Annotated in this window: 21 protein-coding genes; 6 read left to right on the top strand and 15 right to left on the bottom strand. The window is 73.0% G+C overall.

Going from position 1 to position 21,880, the window contains the following annotated elements; translation table 11 throughout:
• Positions 1-9: 9 nt before the first annotated feature.
• The 5 genes from ACTMSW_RS01475 to ACTMSW_RS01455 form a co-directional block, all read right to left on the bottom strand.
• Positions 10-750, bottom strand: a complete 741-nt coding sequence (locus ACTMSW_RS01475) for a uracil-DNA glycosylase (protein WP_441178575.1) — start codon at positions 748-750, stop codon at positions 10-12.
• Positions 743-1,426 carry a dienelactone hydrolase family protein gene (locus tag ACTMSW_RS01470; RefSeq protein ID WP_441178574.1) on the bottom strand — a complete coding sequence of 228 codons (684 nt, stop codon included), beginning with the start codon at positions 1,424-1,426 and terminating at the stop codon, positions 743-745. The genes ACTMSW_RS01475 and ACTMSW_RS01470 overlap by 8 nt, the downstream gene beginning before the upstream one ends.
• 199 nt (positions 1,427-1,625) lie before the next feature.
• The gene (locus ACTMSW_RS01465) at positions 1,626-2,108 is read right to left on the bottom strand and encodes an LppU/SCO3897 family protein (protein ID WP_441178573.1); all 483 of its coding nucleotides are present in this window, start codon (positions 2,106-2,108) and stop codon (positions 1,626-1,628) included.
• A gap of 165 nt (positions 2,109-2,273) precedes the next feature.
• On the bottom strand, positions 2,274-3,314 hold the full coding sequence (locus tag ACTMSW_RS01460; RefSeq protein ID WP_441178572.1) for an HAAS signaling domain-containing protein: 1,041 nt from the start codon (positions 3,312-3,314) through the stop codon (positions 2,274-2,276).
• On the bottom strand, positions 3,311-3,643 hold the full coding sequence (locus tag ACTMSW_RS01455; RefSeq protein ID WP_357034836.1) for a PadR family transcriptional regulator: 333 nt from the start codon (positions 3,641-3,643) through the stop codon (positions 3,311-3,313). The genes ACTMSW_RS01460 and ACTMSW_RS01455 overlap by 4 nt, the downstream gene beginning before the upstream one ends.
• A gap of 136 nt (positions 3,644-3,779) precedes the next feature.
• Between ACTMSW_RS01455 and ACTMSW_RS01450 the strand changes: the two genes are divergently transcribed.
• From ACTMSW_RS01450 to ACTMSW_RS01440, 3 genes are all read left to right on the top strand, one after another.
• Positions 3,780-4,838 (top strand): transporter substrate-binding domain-containing protein, encoded by a 1,059-nt coding sequence (locus tag ACTMSW_RS01450; protein ID WP_441178571.1) that lies wholly within the window; start codon positions 3,780-3,782, stop codon positions 4,836-4,838.
• 2 nt (positions 4,839-4,840) lie between these two features.
• Entirely contained in the window at positions 4,841-5,914 is a 1,074-nt protein-coding gene (locus tag ACTMSW_RS01445; RefSeq protein ID WP_441178570.1) for a hypothetical protein, read from the top strand.
• Between the two features lie 422 nt (positions 5,915-6,336).
• Positions 6,337-6,510 carry a hypothetical protein gene (locus ACTMSW_RS01440; protein WP_441178569.1) on the top strand — a complete coding sequence of 58 codons (174 nt, stop codon included), beginning with the start codon at positions 6,337-6,339 and terminating at the stop codon, positions 6,508-6,510.
• 150 nt (positions 6,511-6,660) lie between these two features.
• On the opposite strand, the gene ACTMSW_RS01435 is transcribed toward ACTMSW_RS01440, so the two are convergent.
• Positions 6,661-7,602 carry a Ppx/GppA phosphatase family protein gene (locus tag ACTMSW_RS01435; protein ID WP_441178568.1) on the bottom strand — a complete coding sequence of 314 codons (942 nt, stop codon included), beginning with the start codon at positions 7,600-7,602 and terminating at the stop codon, positions 6,661-6,663.
• Positions 7,603-7,612: 10 nt separating this feature from the next.
• Positions 7,613-8,653, bottom strand: a complete 1,041-nt coding sequence (locus ACTMSW_RS01430; protein ID WP_441178567.1) for an ArsR/SmtB family transcription factor — start codon at positions 8,651-8,653, stop codon at positions 7,613-7,615.
• A gap of 107 nt (positions 8,654-8,760) precedes the next feature.
• Here ACTMSW_RS01430 and ACTMSW_RS01425 point away from each other — a divergent pair, with 107 nt between their 5' ends.
• Positions 8,761-9,648, top strand: coding sequence for an alpha/beta hydrolase family esterase (locus ACTMSW_RS01425; protein WP_441178565.1), 888 nt, complete (start codon positions 8,761-8,763; stop codon positions 9,646-9,648).
• A 32-nt stretch (positions 9,649-9,680) separates the two neighbouring features.
• On the opposite strand, the gene ACTMSW_RS01420 is transcribed toward ACTMSW_RS01425, so the two are convergent.
• From ACTMSW_RS01420 to eno, 4 genes are read right to left on the bottom strand one after another with little or no spacing between them, the layout of a single operon-like run.
• On the bottom strand, positions 9,681-10,193 hold the full coding sequence (locus tag ACTMSW_RS01420; protein WP_441178564.1) for an amino-acid N-acetyltransferase: 513 nt from the start codon (positions 10,191-10,193) through the stop codon (positions 9,681-9,683).
• Positions 10,194-10,195: 2 nt separating this feature from the next.
• The gene (locus ACTMSW_RS01415) at positions 10,196-10,753 is read right to left on the bottom strand and encodes a DUF501 domain-containing protein (RefSeq protein ID WP_441178563.1); all 558 of its coding nucleotides are present in this window, start codon (positions 10,751-10,753) and stop codon (positions 10,196-10,198) included.
• 37 nt (positions 10,754-10,790) lie between these two features.
• Positions 10,791-11,429, bottom strand: a complete 639-nt coding sequence (locus tag ACTMSW_RS01410) for an FtsB family cell division protein (protein WP_441178562.1) — start codon at positions 11,427-11,429, stop codon at positions 10,791-10,793.
• 32 nt (positions 11,430-11,461) lie between these two features.
• The gene (gene eno, locus ACTMSW_RS01405) at positions 11,462-12,745 is read right to left on the bottom strand and encodes a phosphopyruvate hydratase (protein WP_441178561.1); all 1,284 of its coding nucleotides are present in this window, start codon (positions 12,743-12,745) and stop codon (positions 11,462-11,464) included.
• Between the two features lie 248 nt (positions 12,746-12,993).
• Here eno and ACTMSW_RS01400 point away from each other — a divergent pair, with 248 nt between their 5' ends.
• Both ACTMSW_RS01400 and ACTMSW_RS01395 read left to right on the top strand, forming a co-directional pair.
• A complete protein-coding gene (locus tag ACTMSW_RS01400) occupies positions 12,994-13,686 on the top strand; it encodes a hypothetical protein (RefSeq protein WP_441178559.1) in 693 nt (230 codons plus the stop codon).
• On the top strand, positions 13,683-14,534 hold the full coding sequence (locus ACTMSW_RS01395) for an NAD(+) diphosphatase (RefSeq protein WP_441178558.1): 852 nt from the start codon (positions 13,683-13,685) through the stop codon (positions 14,532-14,534). The genes ACTMSW_RS01400 and ACTMSW_RS01395 overlap by 4 nt, the downstream gene beginning before the upstream one ends.
• 79 nt (positions 14,535-14,613) lie before the next feature.
• Here the strand turns inward: ACTMSW_RS01395 and ACTMSW_RS01390 are convergent, their stop codons facing one another.
• From ACTMSW_RS01390 to mfd, 4 genes are all read right to left on the bottom strand, one after another.
• The gene (locus ACTMSW_RS01390; RefSeq protein ID WP_441178557.1) at positions 14,614-16,233 is read right to left on the bottom strand and encodes a DUF885 domain-containing protein; all 1,620 of its coding nucleotides are present in this window, start codon (positions 16,231-16,233) and stop codon (positions 14,614-14,616) included.
• A 95-nt stretch (positions 16,234-16,328) separates the two neighbouring features.
• The gene (locus tag ACTMSW_RS01385) at positions 16,329-17,312 is read right to left on the bottom strand and encodes a nucleoside triphosphate pyrophosphohydrolase (protein ID WP_441178556.1); all 984 of its coding nucleotides are present in this window, start codon (positions 17,310-17,312) and stop codon (positions 16,329-16,331) included.
• Positions 17,313-17,314: 2 nt separating this feature from the next.
• On the bottom strand, positions 17,315-18,073 hold the full coding sequence (locus tag ACTMSW_RS01380) for a hypothetical protein (RefSeq protein WP_441178555.1): 759 nt from the start codon (positions 18,071-18,073) through the stop codon (positions 17,315-17,317).
• Between the two features lie 50 nt (positions 18,074-18,123).
• The gene (mfd, locus tag ACTMSW_RS01375; RefSeq protein WP_441178554.1) at positions 18,124-21,759 is read right to left on the bottom strand and encodes a transcription-repair coupling factor; all 3,636 of its coding nucleotides are present in this window, start codon (positions 21,757-21,759) and stop codon (positions 18,124-18,126) included.
• Positions 21,760-21,880 lie beyond the last annotated feature (121 nt).

Here is a 21,880-nt window from a genome sequence, read left to right as displayed (position 1 = left end):
CCCGCAGCCTCAGTCCACCCCGGCCAACTGCTTCGCCCGGGCGAACACGTCGTCCAGCATCCCTGGTGTGAGCCGCCCCGTGAAGGTGTTCTGCTGGCTGACGTGGTAGCAGCCGAGGAGTTCCGGTGCGGCCGTGCCGGACCAGTGTGCCCCATGCCCGAACGCGGGTCGCGGGCTGGGCGGACCCAGGTCGTACACGTGGCGGAGCACCGGCCACCACGCGGCCCAGGCGAAGGCACCCAGCGCGACCACGACGCGCAGCGTGGGCCGGATCAGCGAGACCTCGCGGTGCAGCCACGGCGCGCAGGTGTCGCGCTCGGCCGGGGTGGGCTTGTTATCCGGCGGGGCGCAGCGCACGGCGGAGAAGATCCGGACCTCCCGCAGCGCCAGGCCGTCGTCGGCGGCCACGCTCGTCGGCTGGTTGGCCAGGCCGGCGCGGTGCAGGGCCGCGAAGAGGACGTCGCCGGAGCGGTCGCCGGTGAAGATGCGGCCGGTGCGGTTCCCGCCGTGCGCCGCCGGGGCCAGCCCGAGGACGGCGATCCGGGCGGTCGGGTCGCCGAACCCGGGCACCGGCCGGCCCCAGTACTCCTGGTCCCGGAAGGCGGCCCGCCGGGTCCGCGCGACCTCCTCCCGCCAGGCGACCAGGCGCGGGCAGGCGAAGCAGTCGCTGACCGCGCCGTCCAGGTCGGCGAGGTCGGTCGCCCGCGCGGCGCGGGCGACGACCTCACCGGGGGTACGCGGCTCAGCCAAGCTTGGCCCGGAACAGTTCGAGGGTGCGGGCCCAGGCGGTGGCGGCGGCGCGCTGGTCGAAGTTCTCCGGGCGGTCCTCGTTGAAGAACGCGTGGTTGGTGCCCGGGTAGTCGTACGTCTGGCAGGTGCCACCGGCGACCTCGATGGCCCGGCGGGCGGCCTGCACCCCGTCGTCGGCGGAGAGGCCGTCGGCCTCGGAGCAGTGGATGACGGCGGCCTTGCCCGCGTAGTCGGGCCACTCGGCGTGCATGCCCTCCCAGGGCAGCCTCGGGTAGAAGGCCGCGGTGGCGACGATCCGCTCGGAGCGGGTGGCCGCCCAGAGGGCGAGGCTGGCGCCCGCGCAGAAGCCTGCGGCGCCCACCTTGCCGGCCACCTCGGTACGCCCGGTGAGGTACTCCGCGGCGGCGGCGATGTCCGCAGCGGCCTCGTCCATCTGCGCGGCGTTCAGCATCTGCCGGGGCTCACTCGGCTTGACCGCCGGACCCCGTCGGAAGTCCGGCGCGAGAGCCACGAATCCCGCCTCGGCGAAGCGGTCCACCACCGACCGCACGTGGGGTACGAGGCCCCACCAGTCCTGGATGACGATGACCGCCGGGCTGGCCGCACCGCCGGAGGGTATCGCGAGATACCCCTCGCTCGTACCTCCGTTACCGCGGTACCTCACCATGTCGCCCATGGGCCCGTCCTCCTAGCGGTCAGTCAACGTTGGCTGGTCGCCCAGTGGTCCTACGTGCCGGTAGCCTGCCACGCCGGAACCGCGCCGGGAAGACGCCTGAGAAGTGGCATTCACCTCCCGTTCGCGAAAGGAAGGGCCCCTCCTTAACGCCTGGCGTATAGGAGGGGCCCCTTCTTAACGGCTCGCAGCGGGGTTGGGCTCAGGCCTTCTTGGTCAGGCAGAGCACGTAGCCCGTCTTGCCGGGCTCGACACTGGAGAAGACGTAGCCGTCCTGCCCCTCGGTGAAGTACCGCTCACACGCCTCGCCGGTGCCGGCCTGCGCCGCGGTCTGCCCGTCGGCCCGGCCCACCACCGTAAAGGCGGCGTCGGTGGAGGTACAGTCCACGACCTTGGCACCGTCGACCTCCTCCTGCTCCGGGCCGGTCACCTCGGGCAGCTCGGCGATGCAGTCGCCGGCCTTGGCCTCGGCCGTCTCGTCCTTGTTCAGGACGTTGCCGATCGCCGTACCCAGACCGAACTTGAGACCGGCGATGACGAGGAAGGCGACGATCGCGCCGACGATGCCGAGCGCCTTGCGCCGGCCGGACTTCTTCGCCGGCGGCTCGGCGGGCGGCGGCGCCTGGACGCCGGCCGGGGGCTGCGCGGCTTCCGCGGCGGGGGGCGGTGCGACCTGCTCTGACACGGGTTTTCCTTCCGAGGGGTTGATGAGCAGACGACACCGTAACGATCATCGACGTCCCCCGCCGCCCCGCTTCCCTCATCCGTTCAGCCATTTCCCAGGGACGAGATGTAAGGAAGGGGCCCCCTGTTAACGCCTCGTGTAGAGGAGGGGGCCCTTCCTAACACCTCAGGTGGCGCTCGGCGCGGGCGCGGTGGCGGTCGGCGCGGGCGGTGTCGCGGGCGCCGTCGGCGCGGGTGGCGTGCCGGTGGGGGCCGGCGTGGTGGTCGGACCCGGCGTCGTGGTGGGGGCCGGCGTCGTGGTGGGGGCCGGAGTGGACAGTGGCGGCAGTCCCGGCGCCGGAGGAGCAATCGGCGGGCGCGGGGCGAAGGGCGCCCCCTGGGGGCAGTACGGGTACGTCCGCAGCAGCGGGTTGCCGTTGCCCGTCGGGTCGAGGGGATCGGGGCAGTCCGGGTAACCGAGCCGGATCGGGTCGCCGTTCTGGTCGAAGAGCCGGGCGTTCTCCACCAGCCGGCCCTCACTGTCGTACACGTAGACGTCGCGCACGTGCTCGTAGCGGCCGTCGACGGAGATCGGCTGGTATCCGTCGTAGTTGCCCCACCGGGCCCGCTCGTCCACGTTCACCAGGACGACCAGCGCGAACAGCGCGAGGACGACGGTGCCGACCTGGACCGCCCGGTGCTGCCAGCGGCGCAGGTCGCCGGAGCGGCGGCCGAGCCAGATCGAGGCGAGCACGCAGGCGACCAGAAGGACCAGGCCGGTGAACTCGCTGAGGAACGGTCGGGGCACCAGGCCGAAGTTCGCGCCCGTGACGGTGGAGACCAGGAGGGCGGCGAGGTAGCCGCGCAGCACCCACCAGGCCGGACGGAGCAACCGGAGGAATTCGCCCGCGGTCGCGTACCCCAGGGGTGGTCCGAGAGCGACGTCGACGGCGTGCAGCCGGCCGCGCAGCCGGCTCACGGCGGCGGTCATCCGCCGGTTGGCCCGCCGCCCGCCGGTGCCGACCCCGGCGGCGGCGCGCAGTTCGAGGGCGTACGCCTCGGGCGCGCCGAGCCGGTCGGTCAGCGAGCCCTCGGCCTCGGCGGCGACCTCGGCGAGGTGCTCCGGCAGGTCCTCGGTCAACTCGTCGCGGACCTGCGGCGGCAGGTCGGCCAGCGCGGCCCGCACCCGGTCGACGTAGTCCGTGATCTCCTGCTCCGTGACGGTCATGCCGCCATCCCCCGATCGTCGAGCAGCGTGTCCATGGTGGTGGCGAACGAGCGCCAGAGCTTGCCGGACCGGGTGAGCTGGTCCCGGCCGGCGGCGTTGAGTGCGTAGTACTTGCGGTGCGGCCCGGACTCGCTCGGCACGACGTAGGTGGTCAGCAGGCCGGCGGCGAAGAGCCGGCGCAGCGTGCCGTAGACGGAGGCGTCACCGACCTCCTCCAGCCCGGCCTCGCGGAGCCGGCGCAGGATGTCGTAGCCGTAGCCGTCGGACTCGCGGAGCACGGCGAGGACCGCGAGGTCCAGCACGCCCTTGAGTAGTTGTGTGGTGTCCACGCGAAGCAGAGTACTGCGCAATGCGTAGTAGCGCCAGCGATCGGCTGAGTCGGAATGGCGGCGTTGGGCTTCAATGAAATCCCGCTGGGCGCCGATGATGTCGCTGGATCACTCGCCGACCACAGGAAGGGCCGACGTGACCGACATCCGCCGACAGTTCTCGGAGCTGTCCCGCAAGGCGAAGGCCGCGGTGCTGGCCTCCGCCACGGCGCTGCTGCTCGCGATCGGTACGACGTCCTGGGGGTTGATCGCCTCCGACGACGACACGGTCGACGCCTACCTCGACCGGTCCGGTCTCGGTGCGGACCGGGTCGTCCTGCGCGTGGGCATCTTCAAGGACGAGCCGCTGCTGAGCTGGGCCGCCCCCACCAAGCGAGCCTCGACGTCCCTCAAGGACCACCAGGGTTTCCAGATCGAGCTGATCCGGGAACTCGCGCACTACCTGGGCTTCAAGGACGACCAGGTGCACCTCGTGGAGACGCAGGTGCAGAGACGAAGCGTCGACCTCAACAACGACGTCGTCGACGTGGTCGTGGCGACCTACTCGTTCACCCCGCCCCGGGAGCTGGAGGTGAACTTCGCCAAACCGTACCTGCTCACCCAGCCGGAACTCCTCACCCGGCCCGGGCACTTCGGCAGCGACCCGGTCAGCATGCGCCAGATCGGCGACCTCGGCGCGCGGCTCTGCACCGTGGGCAGCTCCACCTCCGAACGGGCCCTGCGCGCCCACGAGATCAAGGGCTTCGACGGCGTGGCGTCCAGCGAGCAGTGCGTGAACGGTCTGCTGGAGAACCGGTACGACGCCTTCATGCTCGACCAGGCCGTGCTCGCCGGCTACAAGGACCGGCACGGCGCCAAGCTCGAACTGGTCGAGCTGGTCCTCGACCAGACCGAGGAGTACGGCATCGCGGTCGCCAACGACGACGAGCACCTGCGCATGGTGATCCGCAACTTCCTGCTGGACAGCTACGAGCGCGGCGAGAGCGGCGCCTGGCAGAAGGCGTGGGACAAGACGCTGTCGAAGGTGCTCGGGGACCGCCGCCAACCCAAGCCCCACGACTATCAGCGCCTGCGCGACTACCAGGACCGGTACCAGAAGGACGTCGCTCTCGGCCCGCCCGGTGAATCGGCCCTTCCCCCGGGTCGGTCGACCGCCGGTACGGCCGCCCGTACGCGCCGCCGCGCCCGCCGGTGAGCATGGTGGAGCGTCCGGCCACCCCGTCCCCGGCCGTCGACGCGGCCCCGCCTCCGATCTCGGACCGGCCGTTCGACCGGGAGGCGTTCTGGACCGTCGCGGTCGGCCTGCCCGCCCTGGTCTCGGTGCTCCGGCTCTGGGCGGAGGCCGGCGACCTGGAGACCACCCTGCTGCTGGTGGCCAACGTCGGGCCGGTGAACCTGCTCGCCAGCCTGGTGGTCACCGCCACCTGGCTGGTCTCGGCGGCACTGGTGGCCGTCTTCGCCGTCGGCGCGGTCACCCGCCGCGGGCGGCGCTCCGGCAGCGCCACCCTGACCTGGAACTCCCTGTTCGCCCAGCTCTCCTGGGCCGCGCCCCGGTGGCTGCGGATCCTGGCCTTCGCCCTGGCCGCGCTCACCTGGCAACTGCTCTACCTGCCACTGCTGCTGCTCGCGGCGGGCGCCGCGTTCGGCGTGCACCCGACCCGCCGCCACCGCATCGGCTGGCTGCTCGCCGCCGTGGCCTACCTGGCCGCGTTCGGACCGGTCGCCGTGTCGGCGGTCCTGGCGTGGTACGTCGTACCGGCCCTGCTCGTCCTCGCCCCGCCCGTGCTGTTCGCGCTCGGCGCCACCCGCCCGATCCCCGCCGGCCTGGCCCGGCCGTTCGCCTCGGTGGCGCAGGTGGCCGCCCTGGCACTGGTGGTGCTGGCGGCGGCACCGGTCTTCACCGCCCCGGTACTGCCGCGCGGCGTGGTCGCCGTGACCGGCGAGGGTGACGATCCGCCGCAACCCGTCCGGGGCCACGTGGTCGAGGTGAACGACACCACCACCGTCGTCCTGCGCAGCAGTGGCGGCGTCGAGTTCATCCCCAACGGCCGCGTCGCCGACCGGGTTCTGTGCCCGGACGAGGGGCAGACCGCCCGCTACCGGCTCTTCGTGTTCGACCTGCACATCGAGGACTCGGTGCTCTCCGGTGCCGGTCGGCTGCGCCGCCCCGCGCCGGTGCTGGACCCGCGCTGCCGGCCGACCGTCCCCGAACGGCCGGCGGGTCTGCCGTTCACCGAACCGACCGCGACCCCTGGGGCGGCGACCAGGTGACCGGCGCTCCCGGATTCTGCCCGTGGTAGTCGCGGCGGCCCGTCCAGCCGACGAACCGTTCGCACAGGTCCTCAGGGGAGGGCCCGGGATTCGGGTTGAGGGTCGTCAGGTCGGCGGTCGCGTCGAACAGACAGGTGGCCATCTAGACAGCCAGCCCCACGCGGTCGCGCCGGTAATCCATGAGGAGAAGCAGCCGGGCCGGCTGGCACGGCCACGGCCCCGCGCACACCCGGCAACGCCAGAGCGGTCGCATCGGCAGGTGCGGCCGGACCGCGCGGCGTTGACGATCGTGTACGGGCGAGACGTTCGGCGTGGGCATACCTCGATAATGTCGACCGCTATTGTCACTGTCAACAACCTCCGCAGTTGTCGCCGTTCACGGACTCCGACGCTGCGATCGTCAACCTGTGGAGCTTGTAGGCGTGTCGGAGATCCGAGCGATGCTCGGCAACGTCTCACGCCAGCGCGCGTCCGTGATCGCCAACCAGCGAAACTTCCCGGAGCCGATCGCCGTGCTGGCAATGGGGAAGATTTGGCGGAAGTCGGACGTGGAGGCGTGGATTCGGGAGCACCGGCCCGAGTTGGCGACGGACTGACGGTCGCCCGGCGTTGATCCACTCGATGTCAGTGAAGTCGGGCTGAAACCCGTCCCCGGACACCCCGATATCAATGACGTCGAGTCGATCATGCCCGGAACCAGGGGAATCGCGCCCGAGACCGGGCGGATCATGCCCGGGACGGAAACCCTAGAGCAGGCTCCAGGCGATGCCGTCGAGGATGTCGTGCTCGGAGGCGACGACCGCGTCCATCCCGGCCCGCTCCATGATCACCCGCAGCACCAGCGCCCCGGCACCGATCACGTCCGCCCGGCCCGGGTGCATCACCGGGATCGCCAACCGCTGCTCGCGCGTCTGCGCCAGCAGGTCGGCGGTCACGTCGGCCACCCGGTCGTACGGCACGCGGGCGTGGTGGATGCGCTCCGGGTCGTACTCCCGGAGGTCCTGGGCGATCGCGACGACGGTGGTGACCGACCCGGCGAGGCCGACCAGCGTGGCGGCCCCGCGGCCGGGGACGGCCTCCAGCGCGCGGTCCACCGCCACCGCGATGTCGGCCTGCGCGGCGGCGACCTCGTCCAGGCTCGGCGGGTCGCCGTGCAGGTGCCGTTCGGTCATCCGGACGCACCCGATGTCCATCGAGATCGCCGCCTGGACACCGCCGGAGCGGGTGCCCACCACGAACTCGGTCGAGCCGCCGCCGATGTCGATCACGAGGTACGGCTCCCGCGCGTCGGCCGGCAGCCCGCGCACCGCGCCGGTGAACGAGAGCCGCGCCTCCTCGTCCCCGGTCACCACCTCCGGGGCCACGCCCAAGGTCTGCTCCACCATCGCCCGGAAGTCGCCGGCGTTGGAGGCGTCCCGGGAGGCCGAGGTGGCGCACATGCGGACCCGCTCGGCGCCCAGCTTGCCGATCTCCTCGGCGTAGTCGGCGAGCGCCACCCGGGTCCGCTCGATCGCCTCCGGCGCGAGTCGGCCGGTCCGGTCGACGCCCTGGCCGAGGCGGACGATCTCCATCCGCCGGCTCAGGTCGGTCAGCGGCGCCTCCGGCCCGGCGTCGGCGTCGGGCAGGTCGGCCACCAGGAGCCGGATGGAGTTGGTGCCGCAGTCGATGGCGGCGACGCGCGTCGTCACGCGCCCAACCCTACGGCAGGTCGCTCCGGACCGTACCGGTCGCCGGAGGCGCCGCGACGCCGGCCACCGACGCCTCGGGGACCTCGCCGAGCAGGTGTGCGCCGAGCGGCGTCAACCGGTGCCGGACCGCCCCGCCGTGCCGGTCACTGGTGACGAGACCGGCCGCCCGCAGCGCCGTCGCATGCTCGGACGCCGATGACAGGCCCACCCCGGCGGCGTCGGCGAGCTCGGTGGTGCTCAGCCCGCCGGACTCCGCCAGCCGCCGCAACACCACCGCGCGGGTGGTGCCGAGGAGACGGCCGAGAGCCTCGCTTGTCGGGCTGGCGACGCGGGGCGGCATCGGTGCAGGATAGACCAGCAGGATCGGGTGCCCCGGCTGGACCAGCACCCGCGGCAGCGGACCGGCCAGCGGTGTCGGCAGCAGGAGCATCCCGTGACCGGTGCCGGTCACCTCCCCGCTCCACCAGGTCCGCACCTCCAGCACCGGGGGCCGCCACCGGATCGCCGGATGCAGCCCGGCGAACAGGCCGGCCAGGCCGCCCATGGTCAACCGCTGGGCGGCGCCGGCCACCTGCTGCCGGTGCGCCGCCGTCAACTCGGCCCAGTGCGGCGCGAGCACGGCCCCGAACCAGGTGTCCACGGCCCGGCCGAACAGGTTCAGCGCCTCCGGGTCGGCCGCCGCGAACCGGCGTCGCAGCGGCGAGGCGGCCACGTCGGCGTACGCCGCGGTGACCTCGGCGCGGATCCGGCGGGCCGAGGTGGCCCGGATCGCCTCCACGCCGGCCGTCACCGACTCCAGCCCGTCGAACGGCGTGAGGAAGTCCGGCAGTCGTCCCCGGGCGGGCAGCAGGTGCCGCAGCATCGTGGCGGCCGCCCCCGTCACCCCGTCCGCCCCGGCCGCCACCGCGCGATCGGCCAGGGCCGGCGCCATGACGGATCCGGTGGGATCGCGCAGCGCCTGGCCGGCCATCATCGCCATGCCGACCGGGTGCAGCCGGTCGGCGAACCGCACCCGGCACAGGTCCGCCGACCCGAGCTGAAGGCGAAGCATACGGACAGCCTGCCGGCCTTCGGCCTGAACCGAAAGGCTTGAGCCGGCTCGCGGTCGCGTTCCAGAGTGGACCGGGGTTCACGAGAGGGGCGGGCGTGCGGCGGACGATGGCAGTGCTGACGGGGCTGTTGATGGTCACGACCGCCGGGGCGTGCGGGGCAGAGAGGGCTGGCCCGGCGGCGCGCACCCCGCCCCCCTCGATTCCGGTCGAACAGCCCGCCGCCGGCGAGCACCTGTTGAGCCTGGAGCACGGTGGAGCGAAACGCACCTACCTGCTGTACGCACCGCCCGGCTACGACCCGACCCGACCCACCGCGCTGGTGATCGCGCTGCACTTCTACCCGGGCAGCGGCACCGGGATCCGCGAGATGGTGGGGCTGGACGCGGTGGCCGACCGGGAGAACATCCTGGTCGCGTACCCGGACGGACGGCACGGCGGCTTCAACGCGTTGATCTGTTGCGGCACGGAGGACGACGTCGGCTTCCTCCGGGCCCTCACCGACCACCTGGTACGGACCTGGCGGGCCGACCCGGACCGGGTCTACCTGACCGGGATCTCCAACGGCGGTGACATGAGCTTCCGGGCCGCCGTCGAGGCCGACGGGGTCTTCGCGGCGATCGGCGTGGTCAGCGGTGGCTACAGCGGTCCCCTGACCGCACCGGAGGACTACGTCCCGAAAAGCCCGGTCTCGGTGATCACGTTCATCGGCGGGCAGGACACCTACGCCGAGACCTTCACCGAGGGCATACGGACCTGGCAGCGACGACTCGGCTGCCGGTCGACCCCCGGTTCCCGGGTGGGCGGGGCCAAGCGCATCAGCCGGACCGACGCGGCGTGCGCCGACGGCAGCGAGGTCACCGTCTACACCCTGCCGGACATGGGGCACTCGTGGCCCGGCGCGCCGGACGGTCAACTCGCCGCCCCCGACGCGGGCCTCGTCGCCACCGAGCTGATCTGGGACTTCTTCGCCGCCCACCCGCGCCGGGCGGGCTGACGGGCGCTACCCCGCGGCGCCGCCCCACGGCACTACAGGCGCAGCAGCATGCGGGTGTTGCCGAGCGTGTTCGGCTTGACCCGCTCCAGGTTGAGGAACTCGGCGACACCCTCGTCGTACGAGCGCAGCAACTGCTCGTACACCGGCTGCGGCACCGGCGCACCGTCGATCTCGTGGAAGCCGAACGAGGCGAAGAACCGGCTCTCGAAGGTCAGCACGAAGATCCGCGCCACGCCCAGTTCCCGGGCGGCGTCGATCAGCTCGCCGACGATCCGGTGCCCGATCTTGCGCCCCCGGCAGACCGGGTCCACCGCCACCGTCCGGATCTCGGCGAGGTCCTCCCACATCACGTGCAGCGCGCCGCAGCCGACCACGGTGCCGTCGCCGGTCACCGCGACCCGGAACTCCTGCACGTCCTCGTAGAGGGTGACCGTCGCCTTGCTGAGCAGCCGCCGGTCGTCGGTGTAGGTGTCGACCAACCGCCGGATCCCCCGCACGTCGGAGGTCCGGGCCCGCCGCACCACGATGTCGTCGGTGCCTGCCATGGTCACTCGTCCGCCGGCACGTCCACGCACGGACCGGCGCTCCACCACGGCTCCAGGACGTCCAGCACCTCGTCACCGAACGGGTTGACCCCCGGCCCGGCGCCCAGCGCGTGACCGAGGTGGACGTGCAGGCACTTCACCCGGCCCGGCATGCCGCCGGCCGAGATGCCGGCGATCTCCGGCACCTGCCCGATCGCGTCGCGCCGGGCCAGGTAGTCCTCGTGCGCCGCCCGGTAGTGGGCCGCCAGCTCCGGGTCCTCGGCGAGCCGGTCGGCCATCTCCTTCATCAGCCCGGCCGACTCCAGCCGGCTGCACGCGGCGGTCGCCCGCGGGCAGGTCAGGTAGAACAGCGTCGGGAAGGGCGTGCCGTCGGCCAGGCGCGGAGTCGTCTCCACCACGTCGGGCAGGCCGCAGGGGCAGCGGTGGGCCACGGCCCGCGTGCCGCGGGGCGGGCGTCCGAGCTGCGCGGCCACCGCGGCCAGGTCGGCCTCGGTGGCCGGCTCACGCTGCGGCAGGGGTACGGAGGCCGCCGCCGGCTCCTGCGGTGGTACGACAGTCACGGTGTTCCATCTCTCGTCCGGTGCTGGTGGTGCTTGCTCACTGGTCGGGTTGGGCGGCGTTCGCGCCCTGCACGCTCGACCACAGGGTGTCGTACCAGGGGTCGGGCTCGGTCGGCTGCCCGGACGGCGCGGGCTTCCCCGCGTCCCGCGCGGCGCCGTCCGGGTCGTCGAGCACGATCAGCAGCTTCTCGCCCGGATAGCCCATCCCGAAGCGTTCCCGGGCCTGGATCTCGATGTACCTCTTGTCCTTCCACTTCGCCGCCTGGACGGACAGCTCCTCGATCGCCTGGCGCTGGGCGGCCTGTGCCGCCTCCATCCGCTCGATGTCGGCCTGCTGGTCCAGGTAGACCCGGACCGGGTAGGTGTAGCCCAGGGCGAGCGCGATCAGCACCGCGAACAGCACGGTGGCGCGCCCGGTGAAGCCCCGGGGGTGGGGAGCGGAGAGCCGCTTGACGGTGCCGGCCGCCGTACGCCGGGCCGCGGCGGGGCGGTTCGTGGCGCGTACGCCATCGGTCGCCCGGGTGGCACCCGGAGCGCGGCCGGGGGTCGCGCGCGGCTCCGCGCGGACACCACCCTCCCGGGCCGGCGTCCGGGCGCCGCGGGCACCGCCCGGCCGGCCGGGCTGACCCGGCCGGCGGGCGGGACGCTGACCACCCGGTGTGCGGCGCTGCTGCATCGTCACACCCCTCCCCCGAGGATCCCCGTGGCTCAGGCCGAACGGTAACGCGGGAACGCGCCGACACCCGCGTAGCGCGCCGCGTCGGCCAGCTCCTCCTCGATCCGCAGGAGCTGGTTGTACTTCGCGACGCGGTCCGAACGGGCCGGCGCGCCAGTCTTGATCTGGCCGCAGCCGGTGGCGACCGCCAGGTCGGCGATGGTGGTGTCCTCGGTCTCGCCGGACCGGTGGCTCATCATGCACCTGAAGCCGGCCCGGTGGGCAAGGTCCACCGCGTCGAGCGTCTCGGTGAGCGAACCGATCTGGTTGACCTTCACCAGCACGGCGTTGGCGGCCTTCTCGGCGATGCCCCGGGCGATCCGCTGCGGGTTGGTGACGAAGAGGTCGTCGCCGACGATCTGGACCCGGTCACCGATGGACGCGGTGAGGGTCTGCCAGCCGGTCCAGTCGTCCTCCGCCAGCGGGTCCTCGATCGACACGATCGGGTACTCGTCGGCGAGCTTGGTGTAGTACGTGCTCATCTCCTCGGCGGTCTTCGCGGCGCCCTCGAACGTGTAGGTGCCGTTGTCGAAGAACTCCGTGGCCGCGACGTCCAGCGCGAAGACGATGTCGGTGCCGAGGCGGTAGCCGGCCTTCTCGACGGCCTCCGCGATCAGGTCCAGGGCCGCGGCGTTGGTCGGCAGGTTCGGCGCGAAACCGCCCTCGTCGCCCAGGCCGGTGGAGAGGCCCTTCTTCTTCAGCACCGACTTCAGTGCGTGGTACACCTCCGCGCCGGAGCGCAGGGCCTCCCGGAAGCTCGGCGCGCCGATCGGCGCGACCATGAACTCCTGGACGTCGACGTTCGAGTCGGCGTGCGCGCCACCGTTCAGGATGTTCATCATCGGGACCGGCAGCAGGTGCGCGTTCGGGCCGCCCAGGTAACGGAAGAGGCTCAGCTCGGCGCTGCCGGCCGCCGCCTTCGCCACCGCCAGGGAGACGCCCAGGATCGCGTTCGCGCCCAGCCCGCCCTTGTTGTCGGTGCCGTCGATGTCGAGCATCTTCTGGTCGATGAGCCGCTGCTCGCTGGCCTCGTAGCCGACGAGCTCGTCGACGATCTTGTCCTCGATGTTGGCGACCGCGTTTTCGACACCCTTGCCCAGGTAGCGGTCCTTGTCACCGTCGCGCAGCTCGATCGCCTCGAAGGCGCCGGTGGAAGCGCCGGACGGCACCGCCGCGCGGGCGATCGTGCCGTCGTCGAGCCCGACCTCGACCTCGACCGTCGGGTTGCCCCGCGAGTCGAGAATCTCCCGGGCGACGATTCCCTCGATGGTTGCCACTGAGTCGCTCCTCGTTTGTGTGTGCCGGTCCGTTATGGGCCGCGACGGTGCGGCTGGGGCAGGTGTTGCCACGCAGCGTATCGGGCGCCGGCCGCCCGCGCCGCGTCGCCTGCCGTACCCGGCGGTACGCCAGTTGCCCGTGACCGACGTACCGAGACCCGTCCCGCACGACGGACATTCCCGTATTCTCGGGCGTCAACCGGCAACGGGTTTGCGCGCGGTTGATCCGATCGGCAAGGCTGGTCGCCATGCCCGCCGCCTCGACCACTCTCCGCCTGCTCGCCGTGTCGGTCATCGCGTCGCTCACCATCACCGGCTGCCAGACCCTCGACGACGCCGGCCGGGCCATCGGGCGGTCCGACCTCGTCAACGACCTCGCCATCCGGCTCGACCGGTCGCTGACCCTGACCTACTCGGCCGAGTACCAGCTCCCCGCCGGGCAGACCGCCACCATCGCCCAGGCGCAGGACCCGGCCCGCTCGGCGTACACGTGGCCGGGCGGGAAGCTGACCGTCACCGAGGACGCCACGGCCCGCTGCGAGACCGCCGCCAGCCGTGCGGTCTGCACCCTGGAGGCACCACCGACCGCCAACGCCAAGCCGTCGGTCACCCTCTTCACCGAGGCCAAGGAGCACGGCCTGGTCACCCCGCCGGTGGTCATGCAACTGCTGACCACCGCCGCGCTCGACCCCGAGGCCGTCATCACGCAGAGTGACACCACCCTGGCCGGCCGACACGCCACGTGCGTCGACGTCCAGCAGTCCGCCGGGGACTTCTCCGCCTGCGTGACGACCGAGGGCGCGCTGGGCAGCTTCACCGGGGAGGTCGACGGCGAGCGGGTCGAGCTGGCCATGACCGACTACCGGGACGCCGTCGACGGCGACGCGTTCGAGCTGCCGCCCGGCGCCGGCGTGGTGGACCGCCGTACGGCCACCCCGTGACCGCAGCCGGCTTCGTACCCGGAGCCAACGGCTCGGCGGCCCCCGCGCCGACCGATGTCGCCCTGCCGGTCGCCGGGCGCAAGCTCCGCACCCGCGACGACGGCGGCCTGCTCCGGGTCGCCGACCTGCCGGCCGACACCACCTGGGTTCCCCTCGGCACGCTCGACGGGCGGCCCGCCTGGGCGACCGAGGTGCCGTCCATCGAGGACAGTCCCCACCGGTGGCGGAGCTGGGCCGGCATCGCCGCCGAGCTGCCCGAGCCGCTCGCCACGCTCGCCGGACGTGCCCTCGCGGTGGTCACCTGGCGGCGTACGCACCGGTGGTGCGGCGCCTGCCGGGCCGAGCTGGCCGACGTGCCGGGCGAGTCCGCGAAACGCTGCCCCGACTGCGACCTGTACGTGCCGATGCAGCTCTCCGCCGCCGTCCTGGTGGCGATCACCCGCCCCGGACCGGCCGGCCACCCCGACGAGCTGCTCCTGGTCCGGCACGCGTACGGGCCGACCGACCTGTGGGCCCTGGTGGCCGGGTTCGTCGACGCCGGGGAGACGCTGGAGGCCGCCGTACGCCGGGAGGCCGGCGAGGAGGTGGGGCTCACCGTCGACGGGCTGCGGTACTTCGGCAGCCAGCCGTGGGCGATGTCCGGCCCGGGCACGCTACTGGTCGGCTTCACCGCCCGCTCCGGTGACCCTGCCGCCGGGCCGGTGGTGGACGGGAAGGAGCTGACCGAGGCGCGGTTCTTCCCACTGGACGCACTGCCGGTGGAGCTGCCCCCGGCGTACTCGATCTCCCGCTGGCTGATCGACGCGGTCGCCGTACCTCCAGCGCCCCCGCCGACCCCGCCGGCGTGAGGCCCGCCGCTTCCCGCCCCGCCACCTGTGTTAAGAAGGGGCCCTTCCTCTACCGCAGGCGTTAATAAGGGGCCCTTCCTTACACGCCCAGCAGGGTGCGGAGGTGGCGCGGCGGTGGGCAGTCGTGGGCGAGCATCGCGTCGTGCCAGTCCCGCACCGACACGCCGTCCGGCCGGGCCCGGGCGATGTCGGCCATCTCGCTCCACCCGACGAAGTACGTGGAGAGCTGGGTCGAGGTGAGCAACGCCCGACGCCACTTGCCGGCCGCCTCGCCCTCCTCCTGGAAGCCGCGCCCGGTCATCAGCGCCATGGCGTCGGCCTCGGTCATCCCCTCGCAGTGCACCAGCTGGTCCAGCAGCGCGTTGATGGTCATCCGCAGCTGCATCTTGAGCTGCTGCATCCGCACCGGGAGACCGCCGAAGCCGAGGCCGGCCATCAGCTCCTCGGCGTACACCGCCCAGCCCTCGATGAACACGCCGGACTCGGTGAGCGGGCGGACCCGGGTCGAGCCGACGTACCGGCGGGCGTGCGCGAGCTGGAGGAAGTGCCCCGGCATCGCCTCGTGCACGGTCAGGTTGCGGATCATGTGGTCGTTGTACTCGCGGTAGAACGACTCCACCCGGTGCGCCGGCCAGTCCTCCGGGGTCGGCGCGATGCAGTAGAAGGTCGGCAGGGCCGTCGTCTCCAACGGTCCCGGCGAGTCGCAGTAGGCGACCGCCACGCCCCGCGCGAACTCCGGCATCTCCTGGATCACGCACGGGTCGTCGACGAGCGTCACCAGGTCGTGTGCCCGGACGAAGTCACTCGCCTCGTCGAGGGTGACCGAGGCGAGGTCCACGATGGTCCCGTTGTCGGGGTGCTCGGCGGCGAGCAGGTCCAGCGCCCGGCGGACCGTCTCGTCGTCGGCGGGACCACCGACCAGCTCGACGGCCGCCGCGCGGATCTCCTCGGTGACCCGGTCCAGGTTGGCCCAGGCGCGGCGCTGGACCTCGGCGGCGCCCAGCTCGGTGTCGAGGGTGTGCCAGAGCCGCGCCTCCCACCGGCGGCGGCCGAGGCGGGGGTCCGGTCCGGGGCCGGGGTCGGCGGCCAGCCCGGCGCGGAGCCAGGCGACGAACTCCTCGCACGCGGCGATCGCCGCCGTGGCGGCCGGCTCGACCCGGTCGTGGGCGGCCGGCGCCTGGGCGAGCAGCGCCGGCACCTCGTCGCGGATCAGGGCCGCCGTGCCGGTGAACTGCCCGACCGCCGTCTCGGCGTGGATCCGCGGCATGTCGCGCAGCGTCGCGCGGGCGGTGGCGAGGGCGTCCGGTACGGCGGCGAGCCGTCCGGCGAGGCTCTCCAGCCGCACCTCGACGGGCGCGTACGGGCGGGCCGCCAGCGCGTGCAGCAGCGGGCCCGGATTGTGTGCCAACGGGTCCCACTCGTGCGCCCGGACCTCCGTGGTCTCGAACAGCGCCCGGTCCACCAGCACGGTCAGCAGGGCGTGGTCGACGGACTCCTCGACGGCCAGGGCGTCCGGGTCGATCTCGGCGAGCGCGTCACCGGCGTCCCGCAGCATCGCCCGGTCGGCGGCGACGGCGTCGGCCGAGAGATCCGGCAGCCGGTCGTCGTACCGGTGGTCCCCGGCCGAGCCGGCGAGCCCCGGCCGACTGGCGAGCAAAGCCTCCACGATCCGCTCCGCGAGCGGTACGAACTCCTCCACCCGTCGGACCCTACCGGCACTCCCGCCCCGCCCGCGCAGCGTTGATCAAGAAGGTGGCGTCAGGATCGGGCGCTCCGGTGACGCGAACTCCTTGATCAACCGGTGCGGTCGGCGCGTTCGGCGGTGCGGACGGCTTCGGCGTAGGCCAGGGTGGCGCGGCGGAGGGCTGCTTCCGGGTCCAGGTTCGCCTGTCGCGCGGCGGCTACCGTCGTCAGGAGGGACGCGCCCAGTCGTGCTTCCTCGTCGACCTGGGAGTCGGCCAGTGGGGGCGGCACGGCCAGGCCGACCCGGGCGGCCCGGTCCAGGATCTTGGCGGCCAGGGCGAGCGCCGGCTGGCTCAGCGCGACGCCGTCCAGCACCGAGTCCCGTGCCTTCTCGGCCCGCTTGATCCGCTCCCAGTTCGCCTCGATCTCCTCCAACGTGCCGCCGGCACCGTCGGCGAAGACGTGCGGGTTGCGCCGGACCATCTTGTCGACCAGCCCACCGGCCACGTCGTCGACGGTCCACCGCTGGTCCTCGGGCAACTCCTCGGCGAGCCGGGCGTGCAGCACCACCTGGAGCAGCACGTCCCCCAACTCCTCGCGCAGCGCGTCGGTGTCCCCCGCGCTGATCGCGTCGTACGCCTCGTAGCACTCCTCCAGCAGGAACCCGGCGAGGCTGCGGTGGGTCTGCGCCCGCTTCCACGGGTCGCCGCCGGGCGACGCCAGACGGTCCATCACCGCCACCGCGTCGAGGAGGCGCGCACCGGGCGGATCCCACGAGCCGTACATCAGCTCCAGCTCGGCCAGGCCCGGCTGGCGGGCCAGCCGCAACCCCAGCTCCCGCGCCAGGGACTCGTCGCCGGCCGGGCCGGACAGCCAGACCGCCGTGCCGTGCGCGGCCACCGTGTCCAGCAACGCCTGCGTCGCCGGGCCGTCCACCACGCTCACCTCGGCGCCCGTCGAGCGGATCGCCGTCGTCAGCTCACTCTCCGCCCCGGCCAGCACCGGAGCCTGGCGTACGACGTCCCAGGCGGCCGCCGTCAGCAACCCGGCCGGCAGCCGGGGTGAGGTGACCAGCAGGACGATCCGCGCCGACATGCTCAGCTGTCGACCGGCTCGCTCGGCTCGGCCGGCTCGACCGACGGCAGCGGCTCCGGGGTGGTGACGTCGGTGACGGCTCCCGTGCCCGGCTCACCGAGCGGGACGCTCACCGCGGCGGCGTTGCTGTTGAACGACAGCACCGGGAACTCCAGCGGGCGGTACCGCGGGTTCACCGTCACGTCGTACCCGGAGACCGCCTCACCGAGGGCCTTCTTCGCGGCCAGCGCGTTGCGCAGCTGCTCGCCGTCGAGCTGGCTGGCCGCCTGCTCGACCGTCACCTCGGCCGGGATGACGCCGGCGGTCTTGCCGGCCGTGACCAGCTCGGTCAGCTCCTCCTGGGTCGGCGCCACCGGGCTACCGATCGGCAGGCCCGAGAGGCAGCTGTTGAGTTCGGCGGAACGCTGCGCGTAGACGCTGCCCGGGGCGAGACCGAGCTGCTGCCGCACGCGCTCCGGCTCCGGCGGCGTCTGCGCCCGGTAGCCCTTGTCGGCGGAGACCCGCTGGCACACCTCGTGCAGCACGAGCGTGCTGACGATCTGGGTGCGGCGGATCTGCGGCCGCTCCGCCGCCGGCTCGCCGGGAGCGGCCTGCGCGGCCGGCGAGGCCGCGGCCAGCTCCGCGACGATGCCGTCGACCGTGCTTTCGGCGATCCGGTGGTCGCCGACGTACGCGGCGACACCCGGCTCGGTGCGACAACCGGCAAGGGCGACGAGACCGACCGCCACGCTGGCGACGGCGACAAGACGGCGAGCACGCATGACGGTCACTCTCTCACGCCCCGACCGGGCGATGTGACGCCCCCCACCCCTCACCGGGCGGCCCCGACGAGGGCCGCGGGTTCGCCGAGAACGTCGGAGAGCAGTTGGGCGCACCACTCCAACAGCGCCTGGTCGCGCAGTGGCTCACCACCCACCCGGCGGGTGCTCGGGCGCGGCACGCTGACCTGGTCCACGGCCTGCTTGTAGACCGAGTCCGGGTGGTAGCGCTTGAGCCGCAGTTGCTTCGAGTCGGGCAGCGGAAGCGGGCCGAACCGGATGTGCTTGCCCTGCATGCTCACGTCGGTGAGCCCGTACCGGCGGGCCAGCAGGCGGAACCGGGCCACCGCCACCAGGTTCTGCACGGGGGCCGGCGGCTCGCCGTACCGGTCGGTCATCTCGGCGACCACCTCGCGCAGCCGATCCTCGTCCCGGGCCTCGGCCAGCTTGCGGTACATCTCCAGCCGTAGCCGCTCCACCCCGACGTAGTCGTGCGGCAGATGCGCGTCGATCGGAAGGTCGATCTTGACGTCGACCTCCTCCTCCTGACGCTCGCCCTTGAACGCCGACACCGCCTCGCCGACCATCCGCACGTACAGGTCGAAGCCGACGCCCTCGATGTGGCCGGACTGCTCACCGCCGAGCAGGTTGCCGGCGCCCCGGATCTCCAGGTCCTTCATCGCCACGTACATGCCGGCACCCAGCTCGGTGTGCTGGGCGATGGTGGCCAGCCGCTCGTGGGCGTTCTCCGTCAACGGCTTGTCCGGCGGGTAGAGGAAGTACGCGTACGCCCGCTCGCGGGCCCGGCCGACCCGGCCCCGGATCTGGTGCAGCTGCGCCAGGCCGAGCAGGTCGGCGCGCTCCACGATCAGGGTGTTGGCGTTCGGGATGTCGATGCCGGACTCCACGATCGTCGTGCAGACCAGGACGTCGAACTCCTTCTCCCAGAAGCCCACCATGACCTTCTCCAGGGCCTCCTCGCCCATCTGGCCGTGCGCCACCGCCACCCGCGCGTCGGGCACCAGCTCCCGCAGCTTCCGCGCCGTCCGGTCGATCGACTCGACCCGGTTGTGCAGGTAGAAGACCTGCCCGTCGCGGAGCAGCTCCCGGTGGATCGCGGCGGCGACCTGCCGGTCGTCGTACGCCCCGACGGCGGTGAGCACCGGGTGCCGCTCCTCCGGCGGGGTGGCGATGGTGGACATCTCCCGGATGCCGGTGATCGCCATCTCCAGCGTCCGCGGGATCGGGGTGGCCGACATGCTCAGCACGTCGACGGAGGCCCGCATCGACTTCAGGTGCTCCTTGTGCTCGACGCCGAACCGCTGCTCCTCGTCGATGACCACCATGCCGAGCGACTTGAACCGGGTGGCCGCCTGGAGCAGCCGGTGGGTGCCGATGACGATGTCGGCCGTGCCGTCGGCGGCCATCGCCAGGGTCTGCTCGGCCTCCTTCGCGGTCTGGAAGCGGGACAGCTGCCGGATGGTCACCGGGAACTGGTTCATCCGCTCGGCGAAGGTGTTGTAGTGCTGCTGCACCAGCAGCGTGGTGGGCACCAGCACCGCGACCTGCTTGCCGTCCTGCACCGCCTTGAAGGCCGCCCGGACCGCGATCTCGGTCTTGCCGTAGCCCACGTCGCCGCAGATCAACCGGTCCATCGGGACGGTCTGCTCCATGTCCCGCTTGACCTCGTCGATGGCGGCGAGCTGGTCCGGCGTCTCCTGCCAGGGGAAGGCGTCCTCCAGCTCCCGCTGCCACGGCGTGTCCGGGCCGAACGAGTGGCCCTTGGACGCCTTCCGCGCCGCGTAGAGCTGGATCAGCTGGGCGGCGATCTCCTTGACCGCCTTGCGGGCCCGGGCCTTGGACTTCTGCCAGTCCGAGCCGCCCATCTTGTGCAGCGTCGGCTGCTCGCCGCCGACGTACCGGGACAGCTGGTCGAGCTGGTCGGTGGGGACGAAGAGACGGTCGCCCGGCTGGCCGCGCTTGCTCGCGGCGTACTCGATGACCAGGTACTCCCGGCTGGCGCCGTTGACGGTGCGCTGCACCAGCTCGACGTACCGGCCGATGCCGTGCTGCTCGTGCACCACGAAGTCGCCGGCCTTCAGCTCCAGCGGATCGATGGTGTTGCGCCGTCGGCTCGGCATCTTGCGCATGTCGCGGGTGGAGGTGCCCCGCCCGCCGGTGACGTCGTTGCCGGTCAGCAGCACGAACCGGGCCGCCTCGTCGACGAAGCCGGAGGTCAGGCAGCCGCAGGAGACCACCAGCTCGCCGGGGACGGGCGCCGTCGGCACCTCCTCGACCATCCGCGCGCCCAGGCCGGCGTCGCGGAGCACCTCGACCGCCCGCTGGGCGGGACCGTGCCCCTCGAAGACCAGCGCGATCGACCAGCCCTCGCCGACCCAGCGCTTCACGTCGTCGACCACCCGCGCGGTCTCGCCGTGGTAGAGCGGGGCGGGCTGGGCGGCCAGGGTCACCGCGATCGCGTCGTCGGGGCTGACGTCGACCTCGGTCGGCGCGTCCTCCCAGGGCTGACGGGCCGGCGTCGCGTCCGCCTCGGCCAGCCCGAATGGCGACAGCGTCCACCAGGGCTGGCGCAGGGCACGCGCCCGCGCGCGTACGTCGGCGAGGGTCTTGAAGGCGGCGGCGCCGAGGTCGACCGGGGCCTGGGCACCGACGGCGGCCGCGGCCCAGCTGGCCTGGAGGAACTCCTCGGAGGTACGCACGAGGTCGTGCGCCCGGGTGCGGATGCGCTCCGGGTCGCAGAGCAGCACGTGGGTGCCGGCCGGCATGGTGTCGACCAGCAGCTCCAAGCTCTCGTTGCCGAGCAGCGCCGGGACCAGCGACTCCATCCCCTCGACCGGGATGCCCTCGGCCAGCTTGTCGAGGATCTCGGCCAGCTCCGGGTGCTCCTGCCCGAGCGCGGCGGCCCGCTGCCGCACCGCCGGGGTGAGCAGCAGCTCCCGGCACGGCGGCGCCCACAGGTGCGCGACCCCCTCGATGGTGCGCTGGTCGGCGACGGCGAAGGTGCGGATCTCCTCCACCTCGTCACCCCAGAACTCGACCCGGGACGGGTGCTCGTCGGTGGGCGGGAAGACGTCCAGGATGCCGCCCCGCACCGCGAACTCGCCGCGCTTGGTGACCAGGTCGACCCGCGCGTACGCCATGTCGGTCAGCCGGCGGGCCACCTCCTCCAGGTCCGCCTCGTCGCCGGCGGCGAGCTGCACCGGCTCCAGGTCGCCGAGCCCCTTGAGCTGCGGTTGCAGCAGCGACCGGACGGGCGCGACGACGACCCGCAGCGGCCCGGTGCGACCGTGCGCGTCCGCCGACTCCGGGTGCGCCAACCGGCGCAGCACGGCCAGCCGCCGGCCGACGGTGTCGGAGCGGGGCGAGAGCCGTTCGTGGGGCAGCGTCTCCCAGGAGGGGAACACCGCCACCTGCTCCGGAGGAAGCAGGCTGCCCAGGGCCGAGGCGAGGTCGTCGGCCTCTCGGCTGGTCGCGGTGACCGCCAGGACCGACCGGCCCGCGCCCCCGTCGGACTCGTCGGCCGCCACGGCCGCCACCGCGAACGGCCGCAGCGCCGCCGGGGCGGTCAGGTCGAGACCGTCGACGCGCGCCGCACCGGAGCGCGCCAGGTCACGCGCCCGGGCGAGGGCCGGGTCGGCGAGGGCGGCGGCGAAGAGTCCGGTCAGCATGTGATCTGCTCCAGTGCGACGGCACGACGATCACCCCTCGTCCGGGCTGGACGGGGGGTCCCACCAGTCGACACTATCTCTCCGGTAGGACGATCGACGCCCGTGTGGGGTGGATCGGCCC

Origin of the sequence: Micromonospora sp. BQ11 (assembly GCF_052068135.1) — a bacterium.
Classification (GTDB): Bacteria; Actinomycetota; Actinomycetes; order Mycobacteriales; family Micromonosporaceae; genus Micromonospora.
The sequence above is the reverse complement of the archived record's forward strand: the minus strand, read 5'-3'. Positions and strand labels throughout refer to the sequence as shown.